The sequence below is a fragment of the Sphingobacterium suaedae genome (assembly GCF_042684625.1).
Taxonomy (GTDB): domain Bacteria; phylum Bacteroidota; class Bacteroidia; order Sphingobacteriales; family Sphingobacteriaceae; genus Sphingobacterium; species Sphingobacterium suaedae.
This window is the reverse complement of sequence record NZ_JBHULR010000021.1, coordinates 117,525-139,084: the sequence shown is the minus strand read 5'-3', so window position 1 is coordinate 139,084 and position 21,560 is coordinate 117,525. Positions and strand designations below refer to the sequence as shown.

The 21,560-nt window shown below is 44.3% G+C and carries 10 protein-coding genes; 9 read left to right on the top strand and 1 reads right to left on the bottom strand.

From position 1 onward, the window contains the following. Positions 1 to 3 precede the first annotated feature (3 nt). Genes ACFSR5_RS19915 through ACFSR5_RS19900 form a run of 4 tightly spaced genes read left to right on the top strand, consistent with a single transcriptional unit; the run spans position 4 to position 9,375 of the window. On the top strand, positions 4 to 1,533 hold the full coding sequence (locus ACFSR5_RS19915; RefSeq protein WP_380906289.1) for an MGH1-like glycoside hydrolase domain-containing protein: 1,530 nt from the start codon (positions 4 to 6) through the stop codon (positions 1,531 to 1,533). Beyond that, on the top strand, positions 1,533 to 3,107 hold the full coding sequence (locus ACFSR5_RS19910) for a glycoside hydrolase family 28 protein (protein WP_380906288.1): 1,575 nt from the start codon (positions 1,533 to 1,535) through the stop codon (positions 3,105 to 3,107). Before ACFSR5_RS19915 ends, ACFSR5_RS19910 begins: the two co-directional genes overlap by 1 nt. Before the next feature lie 5 nt (positions 3,108 to 3,112). Next, on the top strand, positions 3,113 to 5,899 hold the full coding sequence (locus tag ACFSR5_RS19905; RefSeq protein ID WP_380906286.1) for a glycoside hydrolase family 95 protein: 2,787 nt from the start codon (positions 3,113 to 3,115) through the stop codon (positions 5,897 to 5,899). Further along, positions 5,899 to 9,375 (top strand): malectin domain-containing carbohydrate-binding protein, encoded by a 3,477-nt coding sequence (locus tag ACFSR5_RS19900; protein WP_380906285.1) that lies wholly within the window; start codon positions 5,899 to 5,901, stop codon positions 9,373 to 9,375. The genes ACFSR5_RS19905 and ACFSR5_RS19900 overlap by 1 nt, the downstream gene beginning before the upstream one ends. 75 nt (positions 9,376 to 9,450) lie before the next feature. Here the strand turns inward: ACFSR5_RS19900 and ACFSR5_RS19895 are convergent, their stop codons facing one another. Next, positions 9,451 to 10,326: an AraC family transcriptional regulator gene (locus ACFSR5_RS19895; protein WP_380906284.1), complete on the bottom strand. Its 876-nt coding sequence runs from the start codon at positions 10,324 to 10,326 to the stop codon at positions 9,451 to 9,453. A 1,248-nt stretch (positions 10,327 to 11,574) separates the two neighbouring features. Here ACFSR5_RS19895 and ACFSR5_RS19890 point away from each other — a divergent pair. The 5 genes from ACFSR5_RS19890 to ACFSR5_RS19870 all read left to right on the top strand — a co-directional run bounded on the left by ACFSR5_RS19890 (position 11,575) and on the right by ACFSR5_RS19870 (position 21,249). Continuing rightward, the gene (locus tag ACFSR5_RS19890) at positions 11,575 to 12,201 is read left to right on the top strand and encodes a DUF3826 domain-containing protein (RefSeq protein ID WP_380906283.1); all 627 of its coding nucleotides are present in this window, start codon (positions 11,575 to 11,577) and stop codon (positions 12,199 to 12,201) included. 103 nt (positions 12,202 to 12,304) lie between these two features. Then, the gene (locus tag ACFSR5_RS19885) at positions 12,305 to 15,571 is read left to right on the top strand and encodes a SusC/RagA family TonB-linked outer membrane protein (RefSeq protein WP_380906282.1); all 3,267 of its coding nucleotides are present in this window, start codon (positions 12,305 to 12,307) and stop codon (positions 15,569 to 15,571) included. 22 nt (positions 15,572 to 15,593) lie between these two features. After that, positions 15,594 to 17,627: a RagB/SusD family nutrient uptake outer membrane protein gene (locus ACFSR5_RS19880; RefSeq protein ID WP_380906280.1), complete on the top strand. Its 2,034-nt coding sequence runs from the start codon at positions 15,594 to 15,596 to the stop codon at positions 17,625 to 17,627. A 356-nt stretch (positions 17,628 to 17,983) separates the two neighbouring features. Next, the gene (locus ACFSR5_RS19875) at positions 17,984 to 19,621 is read left to right on the top strand and encodes a polysaccharide lyase (protein WP_380906279.1); all 1,638 of its coding nucleotides are present in this window, start codon (positions 17,984 to 17,986) and stop codon (positions 19,619 to 19,621) included. Between the two features lie 14 nt (positions 19,622 to 19,635). Next, the gene (locus tag ACFSR5_RS19870) at positions 19,636 to 21,249 is read left to right on the top strand and encodes a polysaccharide lyase (protein ID WP_380906278.1); all 1,614 of its coding nucleotides are present in this window, start codon (positions 19,636 to 19,638) and stop codon (positions 21,247 to 21,249) included. Positions 21,250 to 21,560: the final 311 nt, after the last annotated feature.

The window sequence follows — 21,560 nt, the reverse complement described above, 5'->3', positions numbered from 1 at the left end:
TCCATGAAGAAAATACGCCTAATTATCCTGTTCTTTTTGCCTTGTCTGGTATGGGGACAACAAGATCTAGAAACCAAATTGCAGGACTACGTGCGACAATTTAATGCGAACGATGATGAAGCGGTCGTGAACCTGATTCCCAATAGTCAGTCGGCGGAATGGCTGAGGACGAACATCCCATTGCTCGATTGTCCCGATCCAACCATTGAGCAAATTTATTATTTTCGGTGGTGGTCTTTTCGCAAACATATTAAACAAACGCCGGAAGGAACAATTGTGACCGAGTTTATCACACCTGTCAAACATGCCGGAAAATATAACTCCATCAGTTGTGCGTTAGGGCATCATATATATGAGGGACGATGGCTGAAAGGAAATGATTTTCTAAAAGAGTATGTTGATTTTTGGTTGTACCATGCGGATAAAGGACAAACCAGACCCCGTTTTCATCAATTTAGTTCTTGGCTTCCGGACGCGCTATTAGCCTATTACATGGTGACCGGAGATAAAGAATACATCGTTGAGCGTTTGGCTGATCTAGACAAGGATTATGCCGTTTGGGAAAAAGAAAGGCAGTTGAGCAATGGTTTGTTCTGGCAGCATGACGTCAAGGATGGGATGGAAGAATCGGTATCTGGAGCGCGCCGGGAAGAAAACATGCGTCCGACGATAAATAGCTATATGTACGGAAACGCACGTGCTCTCGCGACGATAGCTCGACTCGCACACCAAACAGAACTGGAACAAAAATACCGCATAAAAGCGGATCGATTGAAAACGTTACTGTTGGACTCCCTTTGGGATAAAGACGATGTTTTTTTTAAGACACGTTTGCAAAAAGGTGGCCTTCATTCCGCGCGGGAAGCCATTGGCTTTATCCCTTGGTACTTCCATGCCGTACCCGATAAAAAAACATATGCAGCGGCTTGGCAACAGGTGCGTGATACGGCTGGTTTCAAAGCCCCATGGGGCCTTACGACTGCCGAAAGACGGGAGCCGACATTCCGGACACGTGGTACTGGACATAGTTGCGAATGGGACGGCGCGATCTGGCCCTTTGCGACCTCACAAACGTTACGTGGAATGGCCAATTTATTGGCCGATTACAAACGAAAAGCAGGTATCCGCCCCGAGGATTTTTACGAAGAGGTTGCTCAATATGCAAAATCACATGTGATGTACGGCAAGCCATATATCGGGGAGTATCAGGATGAACGTACAGGCGAATGGCTTAAAGGAGACGACCCCCGTAGTAAATTTTACAACCATTCTACATTTGCAGATGTGGTGATTCAAGATCTAATTGGATTCAAACCTATGTTAGAAGATGCGTTTGCTATTAAGCCATTAGTGCCAAGTGGGAAATGGCCATACTTCTCGCTTCAGCGACTAACCTACAAGGGACATCAATTAGATATTTACTGGGATCAACAGGGGAGTCGCTACGGCAAGGGTAAGGGATTGCATATATATGTCGATGGTAAACAAGTGGCGCATTCGAAAAAATTGAAATCAATAACAGTTAACTTATAATGATAGGAAAAAGAGTCTTGACCTTTCTTACAATGGTCATCATGGGTACGAATATTTTACAAGCACAGCAGTTTTATAATGTGTTAAACTACGGTGGTAAGAACGATAGCACCGGAACGAATACGCAAGCCATTGCGAAAGCTATTGAAGCAGCCGCGAGGAAAGGGGGTGGAACCGTATATTTCCCGGCAGGGAAATATATTACCGGACCGATCCATTTTAAAAGTAATATCACATTATTTATTGATGCTGGTGCGGAACTGCATTTTAGTGATAATTTCGACGATTATCTACCGATGGTAGAATCTCGGTGGGAAGGAACTGCAGTGACAAATTTTTCTCCATTGTTTTACGGCGCAGATTTAGAAAATATCGCTATTGTAGGAAGAGGACTGATCGACGGACATGGAAAGAAATGGTGGGGATATTCGGAAGTGGAAGTAAAGAAGCAAACGGAAGACAGTAAATGGCAAAAAGAATTTAAGCGACTGAATGTGAATGTGCTGGCGCCAGATCTGCCTGGATGGATCGAACGTGGGTTCTTACGCCCTCCGTTTATACAGTTCCTGCGTTGTAAAAACATACAAATCAAAGACATCAAGATTCAGAATTCGCCATTCTGGACAATCAATCCGCAATACTGTGACAATGTGACTGTGGATGGCGTGACAATCGATAACCCGCCGTCGCCTAATACGGATGGAATTAACCCGGAGTCCTGCAGCAACGTCCGTATAGCGAACTGTCATATCAGTGTGGGGGACGACTGTATTACCATTAAATCTGGAAAAGACCGTTCTGGCAGACAGGTGAATATTCCTGCAGAGAATTATACCATAACGAACTGCACGATGTTGCGGGGTCACGGCGGGGTTGTTATAGGCAGCGAGATGTCGGGCGGGGTGAAGAATATTGTGATTTCCAATTGTGTATTCGACGGTACAGATCGCGGTATTCGTTTAAAAACTGCGCGGGGTCGTGGAGGCATCGTGGAGAATATTCGTGTAAGCAATATTGTGATGCGTAACATTCGTGATCAGGCGATCGTAATGGATATGCAGTATGCTAAAACAGAGGTGGCGCCGGTTAGTGAACGTACACCGCAGTTTAAGAACATTTTTATTAGCGATTTGGCAGGATCAACGAATAGAGTGGGGCTGCTTCGCGGACTGGATGAGATGCCGATTGAAAACGTTAGTTTTAATAATATCAACATGCAGGCTAAGGCTGGGTTTTCCCTTGAAAATGCACAGAAAATCATGTTCAACAATGTACAGGTTGACGTCGCAAACGAACCATTTATAAAAGCGAAAAATGTACGCATGTTAACGATACAGGGGATTCAAAATTATACGCCTGTGACCAACCGGCCAATGGTTGTTTTCGAAAATGTACAGCAGGTGAGTGTACAGCAAAATACACCAATGGTAGGTACTGGAACGTTTTTGGAATTGGTTGGGAAAACGCACAAAGATATTGTCATTCAAGGGAATAATTTTACGAACGTGATGAAGGTCGTAGACGGTGATTTAGACGGTGTGACGCTCATCAACAATATCGAACCCAAGAGATAGTGGGTATGCCTAGACTGCTTTTGATCGGAATATTGGTATGTAGTGCATTATGTTCCGTAGCACAACATCGCCTGTGGTATACGCGACCTGCAACGATCTGGGAAGAAGCTCTTCCTATCGGAAACGGACATTTAGGCGCAATGATCTATGGGGGTGACCTGGAAGAAGAAATACAGTTTAATGAGGAGACTTTATGGACCGGAGAGCCCAGATCGTACGACCAGCCAGGAGCGTATCGTTACCTCGATAGTATACGTACGCTTTTAGATAAAGGAAAACAACGGGAGGCTGAAGCCTTAGCGATGGAACACTTCATGGGCCAAAAAAGCATTTCGGAAGATAATACCGCTTGGCTATCCGCGATAGGCAAAGAGCGCGCTAATACATCTGGAGCGGCGTCTAGCATGTTTGACGATAAGGCATGGAAAAATATTTCGGTACCGGCTTACGAGGGTTGGGAAGAGGTTGGGCTAGAGGGGCTTGATGGCGCAGTCTGGTTTCGTACGACGTTTACGTTGACCGCCGAAGATCTAAAATCGGCCTGGGTGCTCGATCTTAATAAAGTTCGTGAGCAAGATTTTACATATATAAACGGGCACTTAGTCGGCCATACCATAGGCGATCAGGAAAAACGGAACTACGAGATCCCGAAACGACTGTTGCAGGAAGGTAAAAATACGGTCGCTGTGCAGGTGATTAATCTGGCCGGTAAAGGTGGAATCGCCGGTTACAAGGACACCAAACAACAGATTGGATTACGAAATGATGGAGGACGTTTGATTTCCTTGGTAGGACAGTGGAAATATTGGATTCAGGACGCCAACGTGCCCAAAGTTGGAACCTATCAGGCCTCTTATCAGCCGTTCGGATCGTTGCGGTTGATGTTTCCAGAAGGTGAGACGGAGGCCTATACGAGAACGCTCGATCTGGACCGTGGTACCGCAACGGTAAATTATCAGCAAAACGGTGTACATTTCTCACGGACTTATATAGCAAATTATCCAGACAATGCCATAGCAATTCGGTTAAGTGCTGATCAGCCAAACCAGGTCTCTTTTCGACTCACGCTCGATAGCAAACATGCCAACCGGCGGATTTTTCGGGTGGATGATCAAACGTTGGCGATCACCGTAAAAGTTAAAGGGGGGGTGTTAGAAGCCACCTCTTTTGTGACAGTCAATACCAAAGGAGGGAAAATTTTCGAACGAGAAGGCTTCCTTCATATTGAAGGAGCAAATCAGGCTGAGGTGTTAGTAACTGGCGCGACTAATTTTAAAAACTTTAAAGAACTCGAACCGAACTATTTCGTGACCGCGCAAAGGCACCACAGCAAGGTGCGTTCGATGTCCTTTAAAAGACTGATGGTTCGTCATGAAGAGGACTACCGAAAACTATTTGGACGATTTGATATTCAGTTGGGAGAAACAGCTGCGGATTCATTACCGACAGATGAACGACTGCATCATTTTTTATCGAACGAGGATCCGGCACTGGTGGCATTATATGTCCAATACGGTCGTTACCTCCAAATAGCCAGTTCAAGAAAAAGTACGCAACCAGCCAATTTGCAAGGGATTTGGAACCATCAATTGGAGCCTTCCTGGGGAAGCAAATACACCACCAACATTAACTTGGAGATGAATTATTGGCCCACGGAAATGTTTAGCTTGAATGAGTTGCATGCACCCCTGTTCCAAATGATTCAGGATTTAAGTGAGACGGGAAGGAAAACTGCGCAAGAATACTATCGCGCCCGGGGCTGGGTGTTACACCATAACACCGATATATGGAGAGGGACGGCACCTATCAATAATTCAAACCATGGTATATGGCCAACGGGAGGAGCTTGGTTGGTCACCCATTTGTGGGAACATTATCGGTACAATCAGGATCCGAAATTCATACAGCAATACTATAACATCATTAAGGGAGCCACTTTATTCTTTAAGGATGTTCTGGTGAAGGATGATAAAACGGGTTGGTACGTAAGCTCGCCATCGAATTCTCCAGAGAACGGTGGCTTGGTAAAGGGGCCGACGATGGATCATCAGATTATCCGGGCTCTTTTCCGGATATTTGTCGCTTCGGCTGATCTCGTCGGGAAAGATAAATCTTTGCGCGACTCTATCGGAAACATGATTCCAGCAATTGCGCCCAACCAAATCGGAAAGTATGGGCAGCTCCAGGAATGGATGACCGATATCGACGATCCGGAAAACAAGCATCGCCATGTTTCGCACCTTTGGGGATTGCATCCCGGAAATGAGATCAATGCGGACGATACACCGGAACTAGTCGACGCGGCTAAACAATCCTTACGTATGCGAGGCGATGATGGTACAGGATGGAGTCTGGCTTGGAAAATAAATTTTTGGGCACGGCTGCACGACGCTGCACACACCTATAAGATGATTAAGATGTTGCTCCGTCCAGCAGGGAAGGCTGGTGGATCGTATCCAAACTTATTTGATGCCCATCCTCCATTTCAAATAGATGGTAATTTCGGTGGAGCCGCGGGGATTGGAGAAATGCTTTTGCAAAGTCATGCTTCCTATATAGATGTTTTACCCGCGTTGCCTGAAGAACTTGGGACAGGTAGTGTGACTGGGTTTAGGGCTCGTGGAGGATTCGACTGCTCTTTTCAATGGGATCAGCAACAGCTCAAAACGTTGCAAATTCGATCCAACGCAGGGAAGGAATTGCGGCTGCGCTACCAAAATAAGACGATCAAACTACCCACACAAAAAGGTAAAGTATACCTTTTCGATAGCAAACTAAACTTGATAAAATAATGCGTAATTTCCTTGTCCTGTCTTTGTTGTTCGTTCAAATGGTGTGCATTACCCGAGCCCAGGAGCCGCGTAGGGTGCTTTCGTTGGATAAAGACTGGCGAACCGTCATGGATGAACACGATACATTACGGTATGCAGGTTTCGAACAGATTGATTTTCAGGAAGGCGCAGCATGGAAACAGGTGAATGTACCGCATAATTGGGATGCATACGCCGGATACCGTCGACTTGTACATGGCAATTTACATGGCTACGCTTGGTATAGGAAGACATTTCAATTCAAGGAAAAAGCACAGGGGAGACGGTTCTATCTGTTTTTTGAAGGGGTAGGCTCGTACGCCACAGTTTGGTTAAATAATAAGCGGGTGGGCTATCATGCAGGAGGGCGAACTACATTCACGCTCGATGTCACTGACGCAATATTTGCCGATGGACGCGTCAATGTGTTAGCTGTACGAGCAGACCATCCAGCGGAAATCCGTGATCTCCCGTGGGTTGATGGTGGATGTTCGTCCGAGCGTGGTTTTTCCGAGGGCTCTCAGCCCTTAGGTATTTTTCGGCCGGTTAGCCTGCTCGTCAAAAACGACGTAAATATTGCTCCCTTTGGCGTACATTATTGGAACGACGAAACGGTCTCTGCAAAGGCCGCGACGATCCATCAGAAGGTGGAGGTTACAAATACCTCTTCTCAGGCGCGTATGCTGCGGATCGTGACAAACGTTATGGATGAGCAAGGTAAAAAAGTGGCGAGTACTATGGATGAGAAAAAGATGGGTGCCCAAACCGCGCAGGAACTCGTGTTATCTGACTTGGTAATGAGCGACATTCATCTTTGGCAGCCCAAAGCGGGTTATTTGTATACCATCGAAACAACCATCTATCAAGGTCGTAAAGCACTGGATAGAATCCGTACGCCTTATGGTATTCGTTCTATACGTTGGCCCAAAGGTGTTAAGCCGGTAGGAACAAATCAATTGCTCGTTAATGGTGAACCGGTTTTTATTCATGGCATTGCCGAATACGAGCATAAAATAGGAAATTCACACGCATTCTCTGAGGCAGAGATACAGGCCCGGGTAAGGGAAATGGAGGCGCTTGGATTTAATTCCTTTCGAGATGCACACCAGCCGCATAATCTTCGCTATCAAGAATATTGGGATACCCATGGGATTCTGTTGTGGACTCAAATGGCGGCGCATATTTGGTTCGATAATCCAGCTTTCCGTCGTAATTTTAAGCAACTTTTGCGCGACTGGGTGAAAGAAAGAAGAAATAGTCCTTCCGTTTTTCTTTGGGGGCTAGAGAATGAAAGTACGTTGCCCGAAGACTTCGCTAGAGAGTGCACGGAGATCATCCGATCATTAGATCCAACGGCATCTATCCAACGTCTAGTAACGACCTGCAACGGAGGGTCGGGAACAGATTGGGATGTGCCGCAGAACTGGACGGGAACCTACGGTGGAGACCATCGTACCTATGGAGAAGATCTAAAAAATCAGTTGTTGGTCGGCGAGTACGGAGCATGGCGTACGCTGGAGATGCATGCGGAATTGCCGTATCTTCCGAACCATCCCGTATATAGTGAGGACCGTTTTACGGATATTTTAGAGACAAAATTACGGTTAGCCGATTCCGTGAAACAAGAAAGTATAGGACACTACTTATGGCTGTGGAACTCCCACGATAACCCCGGAAGAGTGCAAGGAGGAGAAGGGCTGCGTGATCTGGATAAAATTGGACCGGTTAACTACAAAGGACTGCTTACACCGTGGGGTGAACCTACCGATGCGTATTTTATGTATCGTTCACATTATGGCGACAAAAGTCCGATGGTTTATATTGCGTCCCATACTTGGCCAAATCGTTGGCTTAAACCCGGTATAAAGAATGATATTCGCGTATATTCCAACTGCGAAGAGGTGGAACTGTTCAACGATGTGCAACATGTCTCGTTGGGTGTCCTGCCGAACCCTGGATTTGGCAAGCCGTTTGTCTTTAATGGCGTCAATGTACAATACAACGTACTGTACGTCGAAGGACGAAATCAAGGTAAGGTCGTTGCGCGCGACACCATCATTTTATTTAACCTCCCGGAGAGTCCGAATTTTTCTTCGTTGAAGGATGCATCCTCTTCTCTTTTGAAAGGCGATACCCGGAAAAACTATATATACCGGGTCAATTGTGGGGGTGGGGCTTATGTGGATACACATGGGCAAAAATGGCTTGAAGACCAGCCTTACCGTGAAACATCTGAGTGGGGAGCGCTTTCGTGGACGGATAGTTATGACGGGATCCAACCTTTTTTTGCGAGTCAACGCCGCACTTTTGATCCCATCAAGGGCGTGGCGGATTGGACGTTGTTCCAATCCTTCCGTTATGGACAGAACCAGCTCGCCTATCGCTTTGATCTTCCTAACGGAGACTATGATATAGAGCTTTATTTCGCAGAACCTTGGATCGGAACCGGGGGGGGCGAAGACGCGAGTGGTCGACGTATTTTCGATGTGGCGATTAACGGGAAAGTGGTGGAGAAAAACCTGGACCTTTGGAAAGAAGCGGGTCACGACGTGGCTATGAAACGTGTATACCGAGGACGTGTTGAAGACGGTGTTTTGTCAATAACTTTTCCAGAAGTTGCCGTAGGACAGGCAATTATTCAAGCTATTGCTATTGCTACCGAAGATAAGGACATGACCATGACAGCTGTACCGCATTACAATATGCAGGTTATCGAAGGTCAAGTTCCGCCAATACAGTCATGGATGGATATCGGTCAAATATATGATACGCAGCAACAACTTGCGTTGCAACAGCTTCCGGGATCACTCTACGGTGCTAGCTTTTTCAAAGCAGCGCAAGAGAACGTTACAGTTTCTTTTCGATATCCGACTGATTTTTATGTTTGGGGCACGGAGATTCCTTCAGGGTTCGAATCTATTGGTGATTCCATCATGAACAACCGGGGCGAAATATATCCTGTATTCCGGAAGGTTCTAAGGATGAACGAACCCATGCTGCTTCCTACCACCCAAGGTGGATATTGCGCTTTTCAAATTCAAAGCGGACTACAACCAGCATATGATTTGAAAAAATCAGATACTTACAAAGCAAATGCCATTAAGGTTTATCATGGATTGAGGAAAGTGAATTTTCTTAAGCAAGAACGTTTACAATTTGAGCAAGCTAAAGGGACACTGACATTTGAAGTTAAAGTCGGAGTAGCCGACGTTTATTCGCTCACATTAAAATACCACAACCCGTTTAAGGAATCGAAATCGGTGAGCCTGGAACTACAGATGCCCGACGGAAAAATATTAAAACCAGCGGAAGGGCTTCAGCTAGATCCTACACGTGAGGGGAAATGGAACTATGTCAATACGAATACCGGAACTATGATTAACGCGGGGACATATCGGGTGATCCTACGGGGGATCGACACAGACGGGGTATATATCGACGCATTGGATGTGCAGTAGTTAATTGCAGGGTTTCTTGTCAAATCGAAATGCTAGAATAATTTCGCCGCTAGCCTGTGCGCATTGCATCGTTCTTTAATTCCGGCTTAAGTACCGCTTTTTATACTCCAACGGTGTTAATCCCATGACTTTTTTGAAATGTCGATAAAAATTTGATACGTTATTAAAACCACACTCAAAGCAAATCACTTCAGTAGGGAGTTTGTTTTCTACGAGTAGACGGCAAGCGTGGCTGATGCGTATCTCTACCAGAAAGTCGTAGTATGTTTTACGCGTCATCGTCTTGAAATAACGACAAAAGGAGGTCACGCTAAGATTGGCAATATTGGCTACTTCCTCTAAAGTAATGTTCTCCTTGTAATGCGCATGCGTATAATTGAAGATATTATTTAGGCGTATATTATCTGCCTCATTCGATTGATGGAAGGTCGTTTGTGTTTTTACAATGCTTTCGCACTCGTCGCTTTCAGCCAAAATTTTTATGATCTGCAACAACGAGATGATTTTTCCCAGGCCTTCTTCTTGCACACAGTTATGCATCAATTGGGCAACGGTACGTTTGGTTTCCCCTTTAACGATCAAACCGCTTTTCGCTTTCTCAAATAGTTTGGGAATTAAATAAGACTCCGGAAGTTGCAATAAGGGCTTACCAAAACAGTCGGGTAAGAATTGGAGTACGATCGCTTCGATATTATACTCTGGGTTATTTTGATAATATTCATCTTTGCATCGCCATGCGTGCGAAAGCTTCTCACCTACTAAAATAATTTCGCCCGCTTCAAATGTACTGATGTTATCGCCGATAAAACGCACCCCTTCTCCTCGGATGGTGTAATGCAACTCCAATTCCTCGTGGTAATGCCATACATTTCCGAAATTGGGCATAATGTCGTGTCTCGCAGAAAAAGAACTCTCAAGTTTTGCTGGAAGTTTTCTGTAAAGCGGTTTCATAGGAAATAGTTTTTAAACACATTGTATTGAAACACCAGATACGTCCGGACTTCGCAATGGCATGCATACGCTCCGTGCCTACCGTTCGGTTCGTCCCAACACGTTACTAAACATGGGTTTACAATTATCAATCGTTTGGCTAATATACGTTTTTTATTTTGTAGCACATGGTAATATAGTAGAATGAATGGATAATGTTACATTCGAAAAGCACTATGGGGTCATTTTCGTTTGAAGTCGTTTGCTGTCTGTCAGCTCGGCCGTGTGGTAGCCGCTTTTCCGTGTTAAACAAAGGTGATGGAGCCTGCTGTAAATCCATCTATTGGATAAGCCCAAGCATAACGTCGAATATCTTGCGCATGTACAATCCATAATCACCATGTTTGTGGAGAGCAATTTTACAACATATTAACAAAATGAGATCAAATCACGTGTTGTCATCTTTTTTATTCAGTAATAGAAAGACGTATCTGAAGAATGTCTTTGAAAATCGAGACGGCACGCAAGTCTCGCGAAATGTCGTTCCGATGCAAGCAGAGTGCAAATAGCGCTATTTAGTTTTTAGGAGATGAACGGAGTCGGGAATTGTGCAGAGAATAGAGTCGTTGGTATAATTTGAAAACCTGTGAGTTAACAAGGGACTACCTTTTGGAAAGAAATCCAGATGTGGGCAATTGTTGTAGGACAGTGTGCATGAGATTCGGCCACTTCCGCACGGATAAATTAATTCGAGCAGTAAATTTGACGGGCTTCAGAATCGGATATTTACCATACAATGTGTCGAGCGGAGGGGGGCGCATAGCATGCCAGGGTTTCAAACGAACAGAAGATAAAGTATCGGCACCTTGATAATTTATTGCATAACTAACTGTTTGTGGAAGATGTATGTTAATATCTTATAATAAATAGATAATCCTACATATTATTAAAGCGTTAATAATACGTTAATTTGAAATGATAATTACAGGTGTAAAACCTGAGAGAGACTTGTGTTTAATGTAATGTATTCATAGTGAATTTGTTTTGCGTTTAGTCGATGCTTTACCGTATCGTCGATTTTATAAATCAGGAGTCTTTTTTTTATATATTTTGTTAACATTCCGTGATAGCCGCTCGACGGTAATTCACATAAAGAAAAAGGGAACGGTAGGCTGTTTAAAACCACCATTGTAAATCATAGTTGAAATAATAACCATTTGTAAAATGAATACAGCGATAAAAATGTGTCTAGCTTTAGTGTTTGCATGTATGCTACAGCTAACGTACGCTCAGTCAGAGAGGGAGCAATATCTTCAAGTAATTACCGAGCGTTCGGATAAGATCGTGGCTAAGTTAGGGATAGTGGATTCGACCACATACTATGCGACAAGAAAAACATTGGTGCAACAATATGATCAATTGAACACGCATCACGAAGCGAGAGCGGAAAAAATCAAAGCTTTGAAAGATGCTTACGTCGGTCAGAAGGATGTTTTGGAAACAAAACGTACGGAGCTCGAAAGCAAAGAGGACGTAGTACTGCGCCAAATACATACGGGATTTCTAGCTAAGTTGGGCCAGTTTTTGACAAATGAGCAAATTGATCAGGTTAAGGACGGGATGACTTATGGCGTGTTGCCATTAACGTATGGAGCGTATCAAGATATGATTCCTCAACTAACCGAAAAGCAGAAACAGCAAATCTTGATTTATCTAACCGAAGCACGCGAATTGGCGATGGATGCGCCAGGTTCCAAAGAAAAGCATGGTGTGTTTGGGAAGTATAAAGGCCGTATTAACAATTACTTATCTAAAGAAGGGTATGACCTCAAGGTAGAAGGCCAGAAGTGGGAAGAACGCCGTTCAAAAAAACAAACAACAAACGCAAAGAGCTAACATAATATATAAGACAACAAGCAAAGTAGAGATTGGTATCATCGTCTAGATGTCAATACATTGTGATGCCGATTAAACCTATTTTATATCTACAATAGTAACTATGAAGTTTAAACCATTTTTTAAGAGGGGGCTTTTATATCAGAGCATGGGTATACTATGCCCATTACTCATATTGACCCCATCTGGAAAAGCAAACGCGACGGCGATAAAAGTTGATGTAGCCAGCTACATAGCGAATTTCGTCAATGTGACAGGGAAAGTTCTTGATCCTGAAGGACAGCCGGTTATTGGTGCCACAGTCACAATCAAAGGCACTAAAGCTAGTGCGCAAACAGACGAAACAGGAACCTTTAGGTTAAACGTACCTCCCGGAAGCGATATTCTTGTCATTACCTATGTTGGATTTAAAACGCAAGAAGTTTCCATTAATAACCGTACGGCCATCAATATTCAGATGGAAAGGGCAGACGATGCGTTGGAAGAAGTCGTGGTGGTTGGATACGGAACGCAGAAGAAAGCGCATTTAACAGGAGCGGTTGAAACGGTGGATATGAAAGCCATCGAAGATTTACCGGCGACAAATCTGGGTGCCGGTTTAGCTGGTCGAATAGCTGGCCTTGGGGTTAGTGGTGGCACAGCACGTCCGGGTGCTAAAGCTACGTTGACCGTTCGTAAACCTGTCATATACGGAAAAGATTCTGGTACAGGAGAACCTCTATATGTGATCGATGGAATGATTCAGGTGGACGCGCAAAATAAACCGGAAGCAACTCAGTTTAATAATTTAGACCCCTCCGAAATCGAAAGTATTTCGATTCTGAAAGATGGTGCTGCTGCAGTGTACGGCGTTCGCGGTGCAAATGGTGTGATCTTGGTGACGACAAAAAAAGGAAAAGTCGGAGCTCCTAGGATCTCATACAATGGTTCATTGGCATTAAGCGACGAAGCCTATCGGACAAAAATGATGAATGCCTACCAATTTGGTCAGTACTTTAATATCATGAACGGACCGAACGGATCAAATGCAACGCCTGATAATTATCCCAACCGTTTATTTAGTTCAGACGAACTAGAACATTTTAAAACGTTGGACTATAATTGGTTGGACGACGCATGGAAAGTTGCATACAATACCCGTCATGCGTTAAATTTAAGTGGAGGGGCGGAACGAGCTACCTATTTTGCAGGCGTTTCCTACAACAAAAACAACGGTAACTTAGGAAGCTTAGATTACAACAAGTGGAATTTCAGAGCAGGAAGCGATGTGAAAGTATCGTCCAATTTTAAAGTGTCTTTACAAGTTTCGGGTAACGAAGATCAATTGGATAAAACCTTTAATAAAGTTTCTGGAGAGGGGGCGGAAGATGATTATAAAAATTTGCTATTAGCGGCACCTTACGTGCCAGCATATATTGATGGACTTCCAGTCAAGCTACCCGGACGATCAAACGATCTGTCGGCCTATCACTTTTTTGAGATACAACGTTTGGGTAACCAAGCAAAAACAAATTCTAAATTTTTCTCGGTCAATGTCGGTGCGGAGTATGATTTTAAATTTGTGCCCGGATTAAAAGCTCGAGGAACCTATTCGAGAAATATGCGTAATTCCGTCGGTAGCCAGATAGGTACCAAATACGATGTATACGAATTTCAAAAACAAGGAGAATATGGGCATATATTTGAAGGGGCTACCGACCCAACTGCTGTAACGGTTAGCAACGGAAACCGCCTGTACTATTCCAATACCAATGGGACAAATACACAGTACAATTTTTTCTTGACCTACGAAAAGCAAATCGGAAAGCATAACATCAGTGGTTTGTTTTCTGTCGAACGTGCTGAAGCAAAGGGTCAACAAGAAGATGTTTGGAAATCAGACCCTTTGGAAACGACAAATGGCCAGTTTGGAACGGCTTTCGGCGAAATTGATGGACGTACGTTTGCCTATGAATCGGGATCGCTCGGCTACATTGGGCGTGCCAACTACCGGTATGCAGAAAAATATCTTGCTGAATTCTTATTTCGGACGGATGCATCGACAAAATTTGCGCCCGAGAATTACTGGGGGAAATTCTATTCGGCCTCCGTCGGATGGGTAGTTAGCGAGGAGGATTTCTTTAAGTCTGTAAAAGGAGTAGATTATCTTAAACTGAGGTATTCTGCAGGTCTTATGGGAAATGATCAATTTCAGCCATGGACTTGGCGCCAACGTTTCACGTATGAAGTTGGTAAGGGAGCTGTCTTTGGCGGAGACGGAAATTCCACGACCGGCATGAAGATGGGAGTTTCACCAAATAGAGATGCGACATGGAGCGATGAATTCAAAAACAACTTGGGGATCGAAGCTCGGTTTTTGAATAATCGACTTTCGACGACTTTAGATGGCTATTATAACAAAGCTTCCAATATTTTATTGCAGCGTATCGGGAATATGCCTGTTTCCGTTGGAGGATCCGTTGCCTCGGAAAACTATGCGAAGGTCAACACGTTTGGCTATGAGATTAGTTTAGGATGGAGTGATAAAATTGGGTCAGACTTCAACTATGGTATTAATGGTCGTCTCTCTTGGAATGACTTGAAAATTGTAAATATTGACTATGATCCTGTGTCGGTATTAAAACCATGGTTGCCCAGAAATGGAGCTTCGGAAGATGTGGGTATGTGGGGGTACGATTATTTGGGCATGTTCCGTAGCCAAGAGGAAATTGATGCATATGTCGAGGAGTATAATATCACCCAAGTTTTCGAGACGAGCGTAGATAGATTACGACCGGGAATGCTCTATTACCGAGACGTCCGAGGACAACTGCAGGCAGACGGTACTTTCGGTGCGCCGGACGGAATCATAGATGAAAATGATCAAATCCAGCTCAGCAAAAGAAAAGATAGTCACTACGGTTTTGGACTAACGTTACGTGCGGGATATAAAAATATCTCTTTCGAAACGGTGATTGCCGGCAGTTTTGGAGGGTATTCTGAGGTGGGATCCACCGAGCGTAAAAAATTGAATAACGATATCACGAGGGTGTATAACAACCTTCCTGCGATTTGGGGAGACGTCTATGATCCAGTTCTCAATCCCACAGGCACTATGCCCAATCCAGAATGGGAAAATATCTATAACGTAAGTTCAGATTTTTGGCGCGTGAGCGCCTTTAGGATGCGGGTTACGAGTTTTAATCTAGGGTACACGTTGCCGAAAGGTTGGGTTGATAAAATGAGTGTATCCAATGCGCGCTTCTACTTTTCGGCCATGAATCCACTCGGTTTATATAGCGCATTTGATTATAAAGATACGTACGGTACAGCCTGGGATTCCTATCCAAACTTAAAGACGTTTTCTTTCGGATTGAATTTGACTTTGTAATATGTTTTTAAAAGAAATTAAAATGAAAAATCGTTCGTATATAATTGCAATCTTATCGCTGTTCGTGTTTGCGGCAAGCTGTAGCGACGACTTCTTGGAAGAAAAGCGCGACCTGACCGGCGTGAATGAAGATGTCTTTAAAGATCCGGTCTTGGGACAAGCTTACGTAGATTACATATACGGTATGTTTCTACCTGCAAATAATGGGACCGGCTTTTTGTCGACACAAACGGCTTCTGAAAATGGAACATTTAATACCATTTTTGCTCAGACGACGGACGAACTTGCTGGCGAAACTGATTTCAATAAAGTGTGGGCCACGATATCGAATATAAACAACCACGCCAACAAGTATTTTGGGCAACCAATGAGTAATAACATTAATAACAATACGTGGACAAGATTGCGTCAGATTAACATGTTTTTAACCGAGGTTGATAAGTACGGTATGGAAGAGGAGGTAAAGAACAAGTTGAAAGGCCAACTGTATTTTTGGCGTGCGTGGCAATATTTTGAATTGGTGCGGCTATATGGTGGTGTTCCCATTGTTTTGACAGCGCAAATCCCTACGGTTGAAAATATCGAAGAAAATTCTATACCTCGTAGTAATACCTCTGACTGCATCGCTCAAATTTCCGCTGATTTAGATCAGGCCATGGAGCTGCTACCCGGAAAATGGGACGACAGCAATTGGGGCCGGATTACGAGTGGCGCAGCGGCAGCACTTAAAGGACGTGTCTTATTGACCTATGCAAGTCCGCTTTTTAATCCGAATGACGACCAAACAAAATGGCAAGCTGCATACGAAGCAAATCTAGCAGCTAAAGAATTATTAGAACAAAATGGATTTGGATTGTATCGTACAGGAACTCTCGAAAATGGGGAAGCTTGGGCGAATATGTTCTTAGCCGAGTTTAACAATCCGGAAGCTGTTATTGTTTACGGTTTCAACAAACAAGATGTGGGCGGGAACTTTACAAAAAATAGTGGATGGGAGCAAGCCATCCGACCTAGGGAAATAAATGGTGCAGGCTCGGTCTCCCCGACGCGTCAACTTGTAGAGTCTTTTCCTATGAAAGACGGGAAAGCAATAAATGATCCATCATCGAGCTATACCTACGATCCGAATAAATTCTATAAAAACAGAGATCCACGATTTTATAAATCCTTCGCATACAACGGATCAATCTGGCCTTATAATGGAAACCCTAGTTTTAAATTGTGGACATACTCCTGGAAGAAAAAGAACGATGCGAACACCGGATATACGCCAACCGAAACCAAAGGGGCCAATGCAAGCGGAATATACATCAGGAAGGCATCGAATCTTTCCGCAAATAACTCAATCAACAACTTCCAACAAAGCGGTACGGACTTTATGGAATTGCGTTTTGCGGAAGTTGTTCTTAATCTAGCGGAAAGCGCGATAGGCGTAGGCAAGTTAGGAGAGGGTTTGGAAGGTCTCAAATCGATTCGCGAACGTGCCGGTATCGAAAATAAAGATGGAGCTTTCGGTTTAGCCGATGTAACGGGAAGTCGAGACAAATTGTTTAAGGCTATCTTAGACGAGCGCAAAGTGGAGTTTGCCTACGAAGGTAAGCGTTTTTATGATCTTCGTCGGTGGATGTTATTTGATAATGCGACAGGTATGAATACCCGATTGGGCATTCCAGTATTGAACGGAACAAGGAGAACAGGATACCGGATTACCTTAAAAAATGGAGATGTAGAATATATTGGCGAAAAAGATCCCATGTTGCCAAATTCAGAAAACAATAATGAGGCACCCGTGGTCAGTAGAACTACAACGACCTACCCCGAAGGGATTGATACCTATGAAGAATATGTAGATTACTTGTACGATAACTATTTCGTCGTGCATGTTAAGGACGATTTGGATCCTACCAATGCATCTCCTGCATGGACATTTAAATGGTATCCTGAATACTATTATTTTGGAATTCATCAAAATATACTCAATAGCTCACCATATCTGGAACAGACAAAAGGATGGAACAGCCTAAACGGGGCTGGGACGTTTGATCCTTTGCAATAATATTTTTTATTTTCGTTTCTCTACAGGTCAAGAGGCTAGCATGCTAGCCTCTTTTTAGTTGAAAAGATGCCTTATACAAACTAAAAAAGACGTGTTCCACACAACGCGTGACAGAAGATATATCACGTAATAAGATAGTTACGTTAAAGGATAATATCTTATAGAATATCGGGAAAATAATATAAGTAAGCGAACATTTATCTTCCTAGCTTTGGATAGCTAATAGTATAATTGTAGGATATAGACCTGAGGGATTGCCATACGCACAACACATTTACATGAAAATAGTATAGAATCAGTACCGCTGTTTCTACGAGAGAGATATAATTTTTGACGTTAATTTTTAAATGAACACTATGAGTAAGAAACTACTGTCGAGTCTTCTGTTGGGGGCAGGCTTGTTGGGCTTGCAAACAGCGAAAGCCCAATATCCTAAGATTCCGGAGGATGTAAAAAAAGCATCGGATGCGATGATGGCAGAAGCAAGAAGGCAATCGGACATAGCTTGGGGAAAAGCACTTCCGATCATAGAGGAGTATGCAAAACAAGGCAAGCCTTATATTCCTTGGGCCGGAAGACCGACCGACCTACCACAGGCGGAAATTCCTGCTTTTCCTGAGGCAGAAGGCGGGGGGAAATATAGTTTTGGTGGCCGTGGAGGTAAAGTTATTGTGGTTACGAGTTTGGCCGATAATGGCCCAGGCTCTCTTCGTGAAGCCTGTGAACAAGGAGGCCCGCGGATCATTGTTTTTAATGTTGCAGGAATCATCCGCTTAAAAACCCCGTTAATTATCCGCGCGCCCTATATTACGATTGCTGGGCAATCAGCACCTGGAGATGGTGTTTGTGTCGCGGGTGAGTCGGTATGGATCAATACCCACGACGTCCTGATCCGGCACATGCGTTTCCGCCGTGGCGAAACTTATGTCGGTCGTCGTGATGACGCGATCGGCGGTAACCCGGTCGGCAATATTATGATTGATCACGTCTCGGCAAGCTGGGGGCTGGATGAAAATATGTCCATGTACCGGCATATGTACAACGATAGCACGGGTAAGCAAGAGGAGAAACGAGGGACGGTAAACATCACTATCCAAAATTCGATCTTTGCGGAGGCCTTAGATACCTGGAATCACGCATTCGGCAGTACCTTAGGAGGAGAAAACTGTACGTTTATGCGCAACCTTTGGGCAAACAATGCCGCCAGAAATCCGTCAATCGGTTGGAATGGGATTTTTAACTTTGCAAATAACGTGGTGTACAACTGGGTGCATCGGGGTATAGACGGTGGCGACTATCAAGCGACCTACAATATCTTTAATAACTACTTTAAACCAGGACCGGCAACACCGAAAGACCAACCAATCGGCTATCGTATTTTGAAACCCGAATCCGGAAGAAGTAAATTGCCGTACGTTGTGTTTGGACGGGCATATGTGAATGGAAATATTGTCGAAGGAAACGAGCAAGTTACCGCCGATAATTGGAACGGCGGTATACAGCTAGAAAACAAGGAAGGCAATGGAATGACATTCGACGAAGCAAAACCATATTTTGCAGCCATGAAGGCGGCAAAACCTTTCCCGCATGCAGAATTTAAGGTGATGGCTGCGGCAGATGCATATGAATATGTGTTGGCAAATGCTGGAGCGACCTTGCCTCATCGTGATCCGGTAGATACCCGCATTATGAAAGAAGTGCGTGATGGCAAACCAACACCGTTGAAAAACGTAACATTACCAGAAAAAGATTTTGAGCACAGACGGTTACCAAGGGATTCATATAAAATGGGAATTATTACCGATATCGCCCAAGTAGGCGGTTACCCTGAATATAAAGGGAAGGCCTATAAAGACAGTGACAATGATGGTATCCCAGATGATGTTGAAGTGAAGATGGGGCTAAATCCGAAGGATGGTAGCGACTCTGCAAAAATTACGGAATCAGGCTATGCCAATATCGAGATCTATCTAAATAAACTAGCCGCAAAATAAAAAAATGTAATCCAATGAATTTGTCTATAAAACAAGGACTAGCGTTTCTCTTTTTTACAGCGCCATTGCTCTCGTTCGGCCAGTATCCCGTGATACCGGACTCGTTAAAGGCGGTGGCCGCACAACGGGAACAACTGGAACAACTGCGCGCAGATAAAGCGTGGCAACAGGCTCAGGCAATTATGGCTCAAGAAGGCAAACCGTACATTCCGGATGCCGCGGCTCCTGAAGATTTGCCACAAGCTAAAATTCTGGCCTTTCCTGGAGCAGAAGGTGGAGGAGCATATACACCAGGAGGACGTGGTGGAAAGGTTATGGTCGTTACAAGTTTAGCCGATAGTGGTCCGGGAACGCTACGAGAGGCATGCGAAACGGGAGGAGCGCGGATTGTGGTCTTTAACGTGGCAGGTATTATCCAGTTAGAAAAACCCATAACCATCAAGGCTCCCTACATCACGATTGCCGGTCAAACTGCTCCCGGGGATGGCGTTTGTGTAGCTGGAGAATCGTTCCTGATCGATACGCACGATGTCATTGTCCGTTTTATGCGTTTTCGTCGAGGTACCAATGAGGTCACCCGTCGGGACGACGCACTGGGAGGAAACGGCGTTGGAAATATCATGATAGACCATGTTTCGGCAAGCTGGGGGTTGGATGAAAACATGTCCATGTATCGACATGTCTATGACCGGGACGGGAAAAACCTAAAGTTACCTACCGTGAATGTTACCATTCAGAACTCTATTTTTTCGGAAGCCTTGGATACCTACAATCACGCATTTGGAAGTACGATTGGAGGATTAAATAGCACCTTCATGCGCAATCTATGGGCGTCCAATATCAGTAGAAATCCCTCGGTTGGGATGTATGGCGATTTCGGATTTGTGAATAATGTGGTATGGAACTGGTGGAACCGGACAGCGGATGGAGGCGATCATCGTTCGATGTATAACTTTATCAACAACTATTACAAGCCGGGACCGATTACTCCAGCCGGCGAGCCCATCTCCTATCGGATCTTAAAGCCAGAATCAGGACGCGATAAGGAGCACGCGAACTCCTTTGGTAAAGCATATGTACACGGCAACGTGATTGAAGGAAATGCGAAAGTAACCAACAACAATTGGGATGGCGGAGTACAACCGGAAGCCGATGCTTCCGTATTAGCCCAAATACGGGTAGACAAACCGTTCCCTTTGTCCAATTTCGGTAAAGTTATGGACGCTCAAAAAGCGTACGATTATGTATTGGCCAATGTAGGCGCAACGTTGCCAAAGAGGGATGCCGTCGACCAACGGATCGTGAAACAGGTCAAAACCGGAAAAGTATTCTATACAGAAACAGCGGGCGCTTCCACGCCGTCGCCTTATGTGAAACGTCGGTTACCTGCGGATTCCTATAAACAGGGGATCATAACGGATGTGAAACAGGTGGGCGGATACCCTACCTACACAGGCACTCCCTATACAGATTCGGATAATGACGGATTGCCAGACGACTACGAACGGAAGATAGGGTTAAATCCGAATGATCCTAAAGACTCCGCTAGTATCGATGAAAACGGGTATGCACATATTGAAAACTATTTGAATAGCGTTGTTCCCGTGAAAACGGTGAAACCTATATAGCCGAAAGGCTCTTTCCTTAATTGCTAACGGGACTGTTGATTCAACAGTCCCGTTTTTTTAGCCTAGATATGTACGGTATCGTCACCTACGAAGGGAGGAGCGCTACAGACCGATAAGCCCAATTCAATCGCTCGGGGCATGCTTAGCACAAATAATAGTTGATCGGTGGTTCACGGATACACGTAACATATTTGTGGCATTATGCTAATATTTCATAGTAAATAGGCAATGCTATATAATATTGACCTTTTTGTTTTCTGTTAATTTGTGATAGCGATTTGCAGACAGTACGCTAACCGGTTATAGATAGG

Coding starts and splice junctions, on each gene's coding strand:
- ACFSR5_RS19915 (WP_380906289.1), top strand. CDS start 4: ATGAAGAAAATACGCCTAATTATCCTGTTCTTTTTGCCTTGTCTGGTA.
- ACFSR5_RS19910 (WP_380906288.1), top strand. CDS start 1,533: ATGATAGGAAAAAGAGTCTTGACCTTTCTTACAATGGTCATCATGGGT.
- ACFSR5_RS19905 (WP_380906286.1), top strand. CDS start 3,113: ATGCCTAGACTGCTTTTGATCGGAATATTGGTATGTAGTGCATTATGT.
- ACFSR5_RS19900 (WP_380906285.1), top strand. CDS start 5,899: ATGCGTAATTTCCTTGTCCTGTCTTTGTTGTTCGTTCAAATGGTGTGC.
- ACFSR5_RS19895 (WP_380906284.1), bottom strand. CDS start 10,326: ATGAAACCGCTTTACAGAAAACTTCCAGCAAAACTTGAGAGTTCTTTT.
- ACFSR5_RS19890 (WP_380906283.1), top strand. CDS start 11,575: ATGCTACAGCTAACGTACGCTCAGTCAGAGAGGGAGCAATATCTTCAA.
- ACFSR5_RS19885 (WP_380906282.1), top strand. CDS start 12,305: ATGAAGTTTAAACCATTTTTTAAGAGGGGGCTTTTATATCAGAGCATG.
- ACFSR5_RS19880 (WP_380906280.1), top strand. CDS start 15,594: ATGAAAAATCGTTCGTATATAATTGCAATCTTATCGCTGTTCGTGTTT.
- ACFSR5_RS19875 (WP_380906279.1), top strand. CDS start 17,984: ATGAGTAAGAAACTACTGTCGAGTCTTCTGTTGGGGGCAGGCTTGTTG.
- ACFSR5_RS19870 (WP_380906278.1), top strand. CDS start 19,636: ATGAATTTGTCTATAAAACAAGGACTAGCGTTTCTCTTTTTTACAGCG.